10 protein-coding genes are annotated in these 12,789 nt (G+C 63.1%); 6 read left to right on the top strand and 4 right to left on the bottom strand.

Annotation, left to right across the window (positions count from 1 at the left end):
* Window positions 1-83: 83 nt before the first annotated feature.
* Entirely contained in the window at window positions 84-575 is a 492-nt protein-coding gene (locus ACNKU3_RS07135; RefSeq protein WP_418258729.1) for a hypothetical protein, read from the bottom strand.
* A 19-nt stretch (window positions 576-594) separates the two neighbouring features.
* Complete coding sequence (locus ACNKU3_RS07130) at window positions 595-1,329, bottom strand: hypothetical protein (protein WP_418258728.1); 735 nt, start codon at window positions 1,327-1,329, stop codon at window positions 595-597.
* 383 nt (window positions 1,330-1,712) lie between these two features.
* On the opposite strand from ACNKU3_RS07130, the gene ACNKU3_RS07125 reads away from it, so the two are divergent.
* Window positions 1,713-2,567, top strand: coding sequence for a hypothetical protein (locus tag ACNKU3_RS07125; protein ID WP_418258727.1), 855 nt, complete (start codon window positions 1,713-1,715; stop codon window positions 2,565-2,567).
* A gap of 95 nt (window positions 2,568-2,662) precedes the next feature.
* Here the strand turns inward: ACNKU3_RS07125 and ACNKU3_RS07120 are convergent, their stop codons facing one another.
* Together ACNKU3_RS07120 and ACNKU3_RS07115 are read right to left on the bottom strand one after the other, a co-directional pair.
* Window positions 2,663-3,223 (bottom strand): outer membrane beta-barrel protein, encoded by a 561-nt coding sequence (locus ACNKU3_RS07120; RefSeq protein ID WP_418258726.1) that lies wholly within the window; start codon window positions 3,221-3,223, stop codon window positions 2,663-2,665.
* Between the two features lie 133 nt (window positions 3,224-3,356).
* Window positions 3,357-4,274 (bottom strand): hypothetical protein, encoded by a 918-nt coding sequence (locus ACNKU3_RS07115; protein ID WP_418258725.1) that lies wholly within the window; start codon window positions 4,272-4,274, stop codon window positions 3,357-3,359.
* Window positions 4,275-4,457: 183 nt separating this feature from the next.
* Between ACNKU3_RS07115 and ACNKU3_RS07110 the strand changes: the two genes are divergently transcribed.
* From ACNKU3_RS07110 to ACNKU3_RS07090, 5 genes are all read left to right on the top strand, one after another.
* Window positions 4,458-5,045, top strand: a complete 588-nt coding sequence (locus ACNKU3_RS07110; RefSeq protein WP_418258724.1) for an NUDIX domain-containing protein — start codon at window positions 4,458-4,460, stop codon at window positions 5,043-5,045.
* A 140-nt stretch (window positions 5,046-5,185) separates the two neighbouring features.
* Window positions 5,186-5,419 (top strand): hypothetical protein, encoded by a 234-nt coding sequence (locus ACNKU3_RS07105; RefSeq protein ID WP_418258723.1) that lies wholly within the window; start codon window positions 5,186-5,188, stop codon window positions 5,417-5,419.
* A gap of 140 nt (window positions 5,420-5,559) precedes the next feature.
* Window positions 5,560-6,435, top strand: a complete 876-nt coding sequence (purU, locus tag ACNKU3_RS07100; RefSeq protein ID WP_418258722.1) for a formyltetrahydrofolate deformylase — start codon at window positions 5,560-5,562, stop codon at window positions 6,433-6,435.
* Between the two features lie 96 nt (window positions 6,436-6,531).
* Complete coding sequence (gene putA / locus ACNKU3_RS07095; RefSeq protein ID WP_418258721.1) at window positions 6,532-9,663, top strand: bifunctional proline dehydrogenase/L-glutamate gamma-semialdehyde dehydrogenase PutA; 3,132 nt, start codon at window positions 6,532-6,534, stop codon at window positions 9,661-9,663.
* Between the two features lie 212 nt (window positions 9,664-9,875).
* Window positions 9,876-12,677: an immune inhibitor A domain-containing protein gene (locus ACNKU3_RS07090; RefSeq protein WP_418258720.1), complete on the top strand. Its 2,802-nt coding sequence runs from the start codon at window positions 9,876-9,878 to the stop codon at window positions 12,675-12,677.
* Window positions 12,678-12,789: the final 112 nt, after the last annotated feature.

Here is a 12,789-nt window from a genome sequence, read left to right as displayed (position 1 = left end):
CGCGTTTCCGACATTTTGAGCAGTGAAATCATTTCCCTGCGTGGCGACGCCCCGGGGTAACTGATATTGAAATTTACCAGAGATCAGGCTGTCAGGCGCGCGATGGAATTCGCCATCCGCACGCCACCGAAGGTTTTTTCCCACACCTCAGGCTTGAGAAACGCCACGTACTCCGCCTGCATAGGCGCCGTCAGCACCTCCACCAGGAAACGGTTTTCCAGCCACACTTCGATCACGTGAAAGCAGCCGCCCCGGTCGCAGACCCGGGCCGTCCAGCCTTCGCGGGAAGCAATGGCCAGGATATCTTCTTCCTCCAGCGGCGTCGCCACGGCCAGGTGGCAGGCCGAGTGCCCGTTGCCTGCAGTGCGCGGCACGATGTCCAGTTCCACCTCGCCGATGTGGTTCTCGCAGGTCCAGGGAAAGACCTCGATTTCCGTACCGCGGTCATCGCCGGCCATGGCGATATAGCCTCCCGGGCAGGGCGGGAAGGGGGCGTATGAGCCCTGCCAGATTTCGGCCAGTACCTGGGCGACGCGTTCGCAGTTTTCTGCGGGTATTGAAGCGTGAAACAGCATGGTTTTCTCCTGTGTATTGTTAATCGTATTCGCCGGTATCCCAGAGCAGGCCCAGTGCCAGCGCCGCCAGTTCAGCGGAGCGCAGCACTTCGGGGGACTCTGATGTATCCAGGGTCAGGGTGATGCCACCGTTTATTTCAACCGCGCCGACCATGCGGCCGTCGTGGTCGAAGGTGTAACCGATGGGCAGGTTGACTTCGAAAGCACTGCCGTCGATTGCGTGTACCGAGCGGATCATCAACTGGCCGTTCGGGTATTCCATTGCGCCCAATCGCTGCCGCTGGCCGAAGGCGCCGGACGCGCCTTCCCGGGATTCCTGCAGTTCCAGGCTGGATGCTGCGGCCATTTCCGGCCCGGTAAACGTGCAGGCATAGGCCATCGGTTTGGGGGAAAAGTTCAGGGTCTTGAAATTCAGCTGGCGTTCCTTCGCAATACACGCCGCCCGCTCGCTGCCGAAGGTGAAGTCAACGGACGCGGAACGGCCATCATAGACGTCGAATACCTCGAGGCGCGAGGCCGAGCGGCGGTAGGAGCCTTCCATCCCGCCAAGGTGAAACGTTCCCTGGGTGCCTCCGCCAATGCCGTGGGCTTCGCGCACAGTTGCCCTGGCGCTGAATTCCTCCGGCAGCGCCATCCGCGCGGGTGATATTGCGTTGCAGGCCGACAGGCAGGCCAGCACCGCCAGTGCGCCGAGCGCCTGGTACCCGAATGCCCTGGGCTCACCGGGTGAGGCCAGTTTGGGTCGGGTATCCATGGTGTAGCCCCTCCGGTGGGCGGGAAAGTATGCCGCAAAGGCACACGCCAATCGTAGACGAGCCCGGCGGACCGTCAAGGTGGCGCCAATCGTATACGAGTCCGGCGAACCATCAAGACGGGAAGCGATGAAATGCTGTCGGGTAGCGATGAACTGCGAGGGCGCCCACCCGGTCCGGCTCTTCCCACCGCCTGATTCGCTTTCCGGTGTCGAGCACAAACATCCGCCTCTTACAATTCTTCACGTTTGTTAACCCATCTGCTGTCCAGTGAACTGCTGGGTTTCGCATAGCATGGATTCTCGACTTCCCCGACAATCCAGCTACAGGTGAACCCATGCCTCCCCATGATCTGTTGTTAGCGCGCAGGAAACTCCTGCAGAAGATGGCAGCTACTGTCACACTCGTTCCCTTGTTGCCACTTGCAGGTTGTGGCGGCGGTGGCGGTGGTGGTGCAACTGCCGGTCTTGCTGCCAGCGATGCTTCCGCTGCGACCGGTACCGGGGCCACGGCGGACGACACCACGGATAGCTCTGGGGAAGAGGCGGTCAGCAATGACAGCGACTGGTTGAGTGGCGGAACTTCCGCCATGCAGGCCGACTTTCCACCCTCCGATCCCTTTGCCAGCGGTCTCGGCAATACCTGTACCCTGACCCGTGAATACACCCTGGGACCCTGTTATTTCCAGGCCGACGAGTTTGCACAGGATATCTCTGCAGGTGAACCGGGCGTGCCCATGGCGCTGGTGCTGAAACTTGTCGACCAGGCCTGTGAACCGATTGCGGATGCGAATATCGAGATCTGGTTCGTCAACTGGGAGGGTATCTATTCTGGCGATACCACCGGCAGCGCCAACACCCGCAGCTTCAACTCCGGTTATTGCACGGGCGGGGATTCAGGCGCGCTGGCCTCGCGCTGGTTCCGCGGCGTGCAGACCACCGATGCCAACGGCCTGGTGTACTTCAAGTGCTGCTTCCCCGGCTGGTATGCCAGCCGTACTACGCATATCCATGTGCGTATCGTCAGGAATAACTCGGAGGCCCTGGTGACCCAGTTCTGCTTCGACGATGACCTGTGCAACGACATCTATCTCAATAACCCCGATTACACCGGCCAGGCCAAGGATACCGGCAACAATCGGGACAACGTATTCGGATCGGATTACGCCGACTACCAGTTCGAGGTGGAGCGGCAGTGGGATTCATCGATGCTGGCCTACAAGGCGATCCAGATAGCCTGAGTCGATGACCCAGCGCAGCGGGTAGCAGGCTGCTGCGGCACCGATGGATGGACTGCTCCCCGGCGCGGGCCGGGGAGGGCGCCGAACGATGGGGCTTAGAAGGTAAAGCGCACACCCATGCCGAAGGTGTCGATATCGGTGTTCAGCTGGAAGCGCACCCACTCCGCGTAGAGGTCGATACTGCCGCCCAGGTTGAGGGCGCCGCCAATGCCGTAATAGGGGTCCGTGCCGTCGTCGTCGAAGCCGCGGTCGGCCTGCGCGTCCCAGAAGGCGACGCCGCCGCGGGCATAGATATCGAAAATGAACAGCGGCACCGATACCATCGCGCCCGCGTGGAAGGTGTCGGTTTCGACATCGATCTTGTTGCCGGAGTCCAGGTCGTCTGACTCCACTTCGCCGAGGTACCAGTAGCCACCTTCGATGGCGAGCCAGTTGTTGAAGCGCCAGCCGATGGCGGCGTTCAGGCCGTAGCTGGAATCGTCGATGATGGCCTGGGCTTCGTCGTTGAAATCCTGCTTGCCGCGCAGTTCGTCGTCGACCAGGGTGTAGTAGGCACCCGCGCCGAGCATCAGGCCTTCGTCGGCGAGGCTGGCAAGGGGGAAGCTGGCGATGAACGCTGTGCCCAGCGCGAGGGCGGCTATTCTGGCGTGTTTCATGATTCTGGTTCCCTGGTGGATGTGATGTTATGGCGGCGAAGTATAGCAACAGCGCATGACAGCCGACGGGGAAATCGGCATTTACTGTGAATTTTCCATGACCATGCGGGCAGGTGGTGGATGCCTGACGGTGCTAGAAACGGAAGCACACGACGGACCGCAATTCCTCCTGGTAAAACACCGGTATGGCCAGCTGGTTCAGCAGCTCCGTGCCCTCGTGTTCCAGGGCGCGCTGTTCGATCACCGGCATGCCCGACTGGAGCGCCGCGCCAACCGTGCCCTCACCGCTGAGCAGGCGGCGCGAACAGTCGCGCGATGCGGTGATGCCGCTCCTGCTGTCGTCAAAGCCCACGGTAAAAAACAGGGCACCGCCGTTGTCGGTAACGCGCCAGACCTCAAAACTGCGGGCGATCGGATTGGCGCGCACAGACAGGAACGTGACCACGAAGCCAATGTCATCGACATTGCGGTTGGAGTTCAGGGGAATGCCGATGCCGGTGGAAATACCCGCCTCCAGGGCGGCCTGGGAGCGCAGGAAGGCGTTGGTGTTGCCGACATCGACAACCTGCGGTTCCGCCGTCTTCCACACCATGCCCGGAAGGCCCCAGCCCATGGGGAACTTGATACTGCGGGACTGGCGTTCGAAGTGCCGGAGGTTGCCGTAATAGCCGTCGATGAATGACTGGCCGCTCAGTTCGTCGTCCTTCCAGATTTCGATGGCGCCGTCACTGTGGCCGTGGTTACCGCACAGGAATACCAGCACCGCGCGCAGCGCCGTGCCCTGGAATATCGGCATGGCGATACCGGCGGTGAGGCCAGCTTCGCCGGCCGGGCCGGCGCGGAGGAAATCCGCCCGGTTCAGGTCGCGCATGACGATGGGCATACCGGCCTGCCAGGCGAGTCCGGGCAGGCCCTGCCCGGGGGCAAAGGTCAGGTTTTCGCTGTGGCGGGAAAATGCCGACAGGTTGCCGTAGGCACCGGCTTTCAGTTCCAGCCGTTCACCGGCGGCATCGGGAGTCCAGATTTCGACAATTCGGATAAAAGATTGCACGGACGCATTTCCTTCAGGGATACGTCAATACGGACAGGAAAGTGGTACCACCCGCGCCGTCTGCTTGCGGCGCTTTCAGCAAGTATATGCCGGACGCAATTGAAATCCAGTAGTCCCGCAGACTTATAGTGAATCCGCCATGCTATAGTTTTCCCAGTTACCCGTGCCATGGTCCGACCCGCATTGACACCGCCCGATTCAGCCATCCTGAAGTTCTGCCCCCACTGCGCCAGCCCGCTCATCCGGCACGAAGTCGGCGGGGAGTTGCGCAGGCACTGGATCTGTCCCCGGTGCAGCAAGATTCATATCGACCACCCGATGATCGTCACCAACTGCTTTGTCGCTTGTGGCAAGCGCCTGTTGTGGGTGCAGCGGGCTATCGCTCCGCGACGTGGCCTGTGGGCGATACCTGGCGGGTTCCTGGAAAACGGCGAGCGGCTGGAAGACGGGGCCGTGCGCGAGGTGCGGGAGGAGGCGGGGGTCATGCTGGAACAGGACAGGCTGCGCTTCTACATGGTGGGTACGCTGGTGAGTTTCAGCCAGGTGTATTTCGCCTATGTCACCCGGGTGGGTTCCGAACACTGTTCCCCGGGGCCGGAGTCCATGGCCTGTGGCTTTTTCGCCCGGGATGAGGTGCCCTGGGACGAGGTCGCCTACCCGGAAGTCAATGAACATATCCTGCAGGCCTACGACGACCTGGAAAGCGGTCGATTCGGGCTCTGGGAGACCGAATTGGGGCAGCGCGGCCTCAGGCGCGTGCGCATCGGCTGAAATATCCTGTAATTGAGTTCTGCGATTGATGCTTGCATTGTCTCGCCAATGCGCTATGGTCCTGATAGTACAAAAAATAATCAGGACCAGTGAGGCATAGGGCAAAAGCTGATAAACCAAGCCGCATGCGGGGTGTTACCGTGGCAGAACAAAAACCAACAGTTGAATCCATTCAACAGCGCATTAATGCTGTCCTGAGTAGCTACCATAACCGGGAACGGGTATTCGCTGCCCAGGCCAGTGCAGAGGAGGTCGAGGAACTCGAATACCACCTGGCACGCGCAGAGGGGCAGTTGCGGGAGCTTCAGCGGCGCGTAGACAGGTTGCGCGCGGAACTCGACAGCAAGCGGGTCGCTTTCAACGGGGAAATCTGAACCCTGTAGTCGTACTGTAACGCCGCTGTAACAGTTACCCATCGTCACTCGCTGCCCAACCCGGGCCAGACAGGCCTTTACGTGGCGGTCCCGGCTTTGGAACAATAGCCACCCCCCAACCAGTGCCGGGAACACCGCCGATGTCCACAGCCGCCGAAGCGGATGCTTGCAACGCTTATATCCTGTCTTTCAAATGCCCTGATCGCACCGGCGTGGTGGCGCTTTATTCCGGCCTGCTCTATGAAGTTGGCGCCAATATCACCGAAGTATCCAATTATTCTGATCCCGTCAGCCGCACATTTTTCCTCCGCTGCGTATTCGACATCAGTGCCATGAATGTCAGTTTCGAGGTCTTCAACCAGCGCCTGCAAGCGCTCGCCAGGGAACTCGACATGCAGTACAACCTGCGCTGCGCGGCCGACCGCCCGCGACTGGTGCTGGCGGTATCGAAATATGACCACTGCCTCAGCGCCCTGCTGACCAAGTGGCGCGCCGGGGCATTGCCGGCCAATATCGTCGCCGTGGTCAGTAACCACGAGGACTGCCGGGCCCTGGTCGAGTGGTACGGGCTGCCCTACCACTACCTGCCGGTGACCGCAGACACGAAATTGCAGCAGGAAGCCGAGCTGATGCGGATCTTCGGGGAAGCGGGCGGCGACCTGCTGGTGCTGGCCCGCTACATGCAGATCCTGTCCGATGGTCTTTGCGAGCAGTTGCAGGGCAGGGCGATCAATATCCACCACTCCTTCCTGCCCGGCTTCAAGGGGGCGAAACCCTACCACCAGGCCTACGAGCGCGGCGTCAAGGTGATCGGTGCGACCGCCCATTACGTCACCCGGGACCTCGACGAAGGGCCGATCATCGCCCAGGAGGTACGCCCTATCGACCACGAAATCTCGGTCGAACAGATGGTGCACCTGGGGCACGATATCGAATCCACCGCCCTGTCCAACGCCGTGCGCCTGCACTGTGAACAGCGGGTCATTCTCAATGGCCAGCGCACGGTAATCCTGTAATTCCGCTGCCGGCCTACTGAGCGGCACTATCCCCGCGGGGGATAGACAGCCCGCGCTGTGGTGCTGAAAATAGCCCGGTGCACTGGAGGATACGCCGTGCCCGATGAACTCGATGCAATCCGCCTGGCGATTCGTCGCGCCTGGTGCGCCGATGAATCCCGGGTCGTGGGTGAACTGTTGGCGGCTGCCCGCCTGGACGCAGAGGCGCGAGGCGAGGTGTGCCGGCAGGCCGCCGCCCTGGTGGACCGCTGCCGCAGCCGCAGCCACCGGGCCGGCACACTGGACGCCTTCCTGATGGAATTTGGCCTCTCCAACCAGGAGGGGATCGCGCTCATGTGCCTCGCGGAATCCCTGCTGCGGGTGCCGGACGACGCCACTGCCGACCGCCTGATTGCGGAGAAGATTCGCAGCGGCGACTGGGCCGCCCACCGCGGTAAATCGACCTCTTCGTTCGTCAACGCCTCGGTCTGGGGGCTGATGCTGACTGGCCGGGTGATCGGTCTCGACCCCGCCATCGAGCGCGACCCCGACTCCTGGATGCAACGGCTGGTCAACCGCCTCGGCGAACCCCTGGTGCGGGCCTCGGTAATGCAGGCGATGCGCATTCTCGGTCGCCAGTACGTGCTCGGTCGCAGCATCGAAGAGGCGCTGTCCCATTCCTCCCGTAACCGGGGCGCGGCGCTGAGATATTCTTTCGACATGCTCGGCGAAGGAGCCCGGACAGCCGCTGCTGCGCAAGGTTACTTTGACGCCTACCAGCACGCTATCGAACGGATTGCCGCGGGCAAACGCGGCGACGTGTACGCAGCCGACGGCATCTCGATCAAACTGTCGGCCCTGCACCCGCGCTACGAGTACGCCCAGCAGCAGCGCGTTGTCGCGGAATTGCTGCCGCGCCTGCGCGCGCTGGCGCTGCTGGCTCGCGAAGGCGACATCGGCCTGAGCATCGATGCCGAGGAAAGCCAGCGCCTGGACCTGTCGCTGAGCCTGTTCGAGGCGCTGGCCCATGACCCGGCGCTGGCCAGTTGGCAGGGGCTGGGGTTTGTCCTGCAGGCCTACCAGAAGCGGGCGGTGCCGGTGGCGCGCTGGCTGCTGGAACTGGCCCGCTGCAGCAAACGGCGGATCATGGTCCGGCTGGTAAAGGGCGCCTACTGGGACAGCGAGATCAAGCACGCCCAGGAGCTGGGGCTGGCGGATTACCCGGTATTTACCCGCAAGTGCCACACCGACCTGTCCTACCAGGTCTGTGCGCAGACGCTGCTGCAATGCCCCGGGTCCATCTACCCCCAGTTTGCCACCCACAACGCCCACACGGTCAGGCAGGTGCTGGCGCTGGCCGGGGCAGCGGGGGACTTTGAATTCCAGCGCCTGCACGGCATGGGACACCTGCTCTACGAGGCCCTGGCGCAGGACCTGCCGGCGCAGCCGGTGCGCATCTACGCCCCGGTTGGCAGCCACCGGGACCTGCTGCCCTATCTGGTGCGGCGGCTGCTGGAAAACGGTGCCAACAGTTCCTTCGTCAATCGCTTCCTCGATGCCCAGGTGCCGGTTGCGCAGCTGGTGGAGGACCCGGTTGCGGCCACAACTGCGCTCAAGTCCCGGCGCCATCCACAGATTCCCCGGCCCGCAGACCTCTATGCCACCGCGGCCATACCCTGGCGCAATTCCGCCGGCCTGGACCTCGCGGATCCCCTGGTCGTCCCCCCTCTGTTAAAGGCCGTCTCCAGTGCTTCCCCCGGGTCGCTGTCAGCGGCGCCGATTGTCGACGGCGTGGACTGGGGGGGCGCCGGCGATGCCATCACCTCACCGGCAGATGCCCGGGAAACGCTCGGTGAAGTCGTGCCCGCCGCTGCGCAGGCGATCGATACCGCCATGGCCAGCGCGGCGCGAGCCTGGCGCGACTGGGACCGCAGTGGTGCAGATTCGCGCGCCGGGTGCCTGGAGCGCGCGGCCGACCTGTTCGAGCAGCACCGCGACGAATTGCTGCGGCTGCTGGTGCGGGAAGCCGGGCGCACCCTGCCCGACGCGCTGTCGGAGCTGCGCGAGGCGGTGGATTTCTGCCGCTATTACGCGGCCCAGGGCAGGGTGACACTGGCGCCGCGGGATTTGCCGGGGCCGGCGGGGGAGAGCAACCGCCTGTCGCTGCACGGCAGGGGCGTATTTTTCTGTGTCAGCCCGTGGAATTTCCCACTGGCGATTTTTACCGGCCAGGTCGCTGCGGCGCTGATGGCGGGAAATGCGGTGCTGGCCAAACCCGCAGAGCAGACACCGCTGGTTGCGGCCCGGGTCGTCAGGCTGCTCCATGCAGCCGGCGTCCCGGTCGAAGTGCTGCACCTGCTGCCGGGTGACGGCCCGGCAATTGGCCGGCAGGTGCTGGCGGATGATCGCCTCGCCGGCGTGGCGTTTACCGGCAGCCTGGCCACCGCCGCGGCCATCAATCGGCAGTTGGCGGCGCGGGACGGCGCGATTATCCCGCTGATTGCCGAGACCGGCGGGCTCAACGCCATGCTCGCGGATGCCACCGCGCTGCCGGAGCAACTGGTCGACGACGTGATCCGCTCGGCGTTTCACAGTGCCGGCCAGCGCTGCAGCGCGCTGCGCATTCTCTACCTGCAGGAGGACATCGCCGATCCCGTGCTGGAGATGCTCCGCGGCGCAATGGCCGAGCTGGCTATCGGCGATCCCGCCGACCTGGCGACGGATATCGGTCCGGTAATCGACCGCGAGGCGCGCGATAGCCTGGAGACCTACTGCCTGCAGCTGACGCAGGCGGGGAGGTGCCTCGCCGCCTGCGAAACGTTACCGCAGCACGCCGCCGGCTGGTTCGTACCACCGCGGGTATTCGGGGTGGAGGGCATCGGCAGCCTGCCGGGGGAAGTGTTTGGCCCGGTGCTGCACGTCGCGCGCTATCGCGCGGGGGAAATCGGCAGGGTACTCCGGGATATCGACGCCTCCGCTTTCGGCCTCACCCTGGGGGTGCACAGCCGCATCGACGGCTTCGCCCGCGAGGTGCTCGAATCCACCCGTATCGGCAATACCTATATCAATCGCAACATGGTTGGGGCGGTGGTGGGGGTAAATCCCTTCGGCGGCCAGCGGCTGTCCGGCACCGGGCCGAAGGCCGGTGGACCGCACTACCTGCTGCGCTTTGCCACGGAGTGTACCCGTACCGAGGATATGACTGCCCGGGGCGGCAATACCGCGCTGTTCAGCCTGCGGGACCGCTGACCGGCTGGGAAACGGGTGGTTGGTACCTGCCCAAATAGGGGTAAAATTTCGCCGAATTCGGGCAGCCCAGCTGGTAGACTCGGGAGTTTTCCAGCGAAGTTGCATGTGGACGATTTTTCACCAGATCCGGTAGGACATTTTCGTTTGCGGTATCCCCTGCAACCGGGAAACCTCGTTCCGATTCCGCACAGTACGTTCAGGAGACCAGCCCGATGAGGTTGTTGCGTGTATCTTTGTTGATGATCTGCGGTGTGGTCGTGAAGTTCGGTGTTTGCGGGGTCGCCAACGCCGCCCAGGACCCGGACGCCGTGGACCCGGCTGCCATCCAGATGGTGGAAGACCTTGCGGCCTACCGTTTCGACCTGCTCGGTCACCCGCAAATCAAGAGCGATGCAATCCGGCCGGTGTTCGCGCCGGCAGAGCGTCCCCACAAATTGCTGATCCTGCCGGTCAGCTTTGCCGACAAGGGCTTCGACCGCTTCGCGGGGGATCCGCAGCAGGACGCCAAAAACCAGTCCTGGTTCGAGGAACTGCTGTTTGGCGGCGGGACCGGCAACCCGCAGGCCAAAACGCTCTCGCATTACTACCGCCACCAGTCGCGCGGCCGCTACAACGTCACCGGCGATATCTTGCCCGTGGTCCAGCTTGATCGCCCCCTGCATTTCTATGGCCGGCCGGTGCAGAGCAGCGACGGTATCTGGCGCAACGACATCAACAGCGACGACGTGGTCGTGGATGCCCTGAAGGTCGCCTACCGGGACTATCCCGACTTTCCCTGGCGCGACTACGACCAGTGGGATCCTCTCGACTTCGACGATGACGGCAACCGCGATGAGCCGGACGGCTACATCGATCACTTCGTGGTCATCGTGGCCGGCAAGGGACAATCCGATTGCCAGGGCCTGTACAAGCTCGATGAAAAACTCAACGTGCAGTCGCCTGCCGACGCCTTCGAATCGCTCTCGGACGAGGAAAAAGCCTGTGCCGATCGCATCTGGCCACATCGCTCGTCACTGCTGTACAACCTCGACAGCGGTCCCGAGATCGCGGGAGTCCGCAATGTCCGCGGCGGGATAGAGGTCGGGGACGGCCTGTGGTTGCTGGACTTCAACATGCAGTCGGAGTACACCGACGTCAGCACGTTCATACACGAGTTTGGCCACTCCCTCGGGCTTCCCGATATCTACGCCCGCCAGACCAACAATTCGACCGGCTCATGGGACGCCATGTCCAGCACCCGGAGTCCGGTACCCCAGGAAATGAGTGCCTGGAGCCGCATGGTACTGGGCTGGATGCAACCCTGCATCGTGAAGCCGCCCCGGTTCGGGGGCGAGAAATCCGGCAGTATCGAACTCAAGGTGATGAACCAGTGGAACGGGGTCGATAGTGGCGGGGGGGCAGCCTGCGACGCGGCAATGGTGATCCTGCCGCCGAAGTACCGCGACCTGCACCTCGGCCCCCTGCAGGCGGGCAACGCCAGGCAGGCCGCCTATACCGGCCAGGGTAACGACATGAACCGCAGCCTGTCGCGCCGGTTTGACCTGTCCGGGGTCCCGTCGGGACAGGCGCTGCAGTTGTCCATGGACCTGTGGTTCCGTATCGAGGCGGAATGGGATTACCTCTATGTGGAAGCGGCACGGGTCGGCGAACCCTACCGGCGGCTGCTGCCGACGGACAAGGAAGGGGTGGACGACCGGCACAGTGTCATGCCCTCGCAGAAGGGACATGAGGGCAATGGTTACCTGCCCGGATTTACCGGCCTGAGCGGCGACATGGATGGCGACGGCAAGGTGGAAAACGCAGCCGGTTGCGACCCGGGCAGGGAGCGCAAGCTCGCTGAGGACAGCATCGGCGACAGTTCTGTCGACCCCTGCAAAAACGCCCAGTGGGTACACGCAACCTTCGATCTCGAGGAATTTCGCGGCGCTCCGGTCGATATTCGCATCACCTATTTTACCGACGGTGCGGCGGTCGAGGATGGGGCGCTGGTGGACAATATTGCCCTGCCGGCGCTGGACTACCTGGAGACGTTCGAGGAGCCCGCGATCACTGACTGGAAAAACACCGGTTTTACGCTGTCGGGCGGCAACCACCACCTGACGGTGCCGCAGTACTACCTGCTCGAATACCGCGATCCCTACGCCGACTTTGCAGCAGTGGCCAACTACGACGCCGTTCTCGGCGATCCCATCTTCAAGTTCTATCCCGATCCGGAGCATGGGATGAGTGCGGTGACCGCCAATTACCGCCCGGGTGTGTTGATGTGGTACTACAACGGCGCCTACCTGTGGAGCCAGAACGACCCCGCCCAGTTCGGACCGGGGAATGGCTACCTGCTGGTGGTTGACGCCATTCCCCAGGAATTCAATGTGCCGGTGTTGCCGGCGAAGTATTTCCAGGAGCGCGATGGCTGGACCTGGTGGGAGCTGGACGACAGCGCCCAGCCCCTGCTGGAAAGCGCCTTTATCGATGTCATGTGTTACGAACGACGGCCGGACTACTATTCGTCCGACGTCTCAGCGGAAGGTCGCAAGTCCTGCGGGAAATGGCTGGTGGATGGTAAGCCGCCGGTGGAACAGGTCGCCTGGCAGGGCCACAAGCTGATGTACGGCTACACCATCGAGAATGAATACCTGCCCGGCCCGGAGAAGGACGCCCTGTTCAGCGCCAGTACCTACTACGACCTGCGTATTCGCGACGGCAAGACCCAGTACCGGCTCTATGACAGGCGGCTGCGGTCCGACCATGCGGCGGATGCCCCATTCTCTCTCCAGCCGTTCCCGCGTGGCCTGGAAATCTACCGGCCGGTGGGTGGCGAGATGCAGGTACGCGAAAGCACTACTTTTGATGCGGTGAGCAGTTTCTCGGACCAGCACCCGGAGCGTTACCTCAATCCGCACCTGCCCTTCGGCGGTGCCGCTGTTCCCACGGACGGTTTCAGCTTCGAGCTGGCGGCGCCCGGGGAAAACGCAGCGGTGGATAGCGTGGCGACCGTGAAGTATCAGTGGAATTGACGGGGGTCGATTAGCGGTCGCAGCTGGCATAAAATGGCGCCATCAGCGTAGCAGCGACTCAAGGCCTGCCCCCCCGAATGCACAGGGACCAGCAGCAAGGAGGCCATTCATC

This window comes from Haliea sp. E17 (genome assembly GCF_048323675.1).
In the GTDB taxonomy this organism is placed as follows: domain Bacteria; phylum Pseudomonadota; class Gammaproteobacteria; order Pseudomonadales; family Halieaceae; genus Mangrovimicrobium.
The sequence above is the reverse complement of the archived record's forward strand: the minus strand, read 5'-3'. Positions and strand labels throughout refer to the sequence as shown.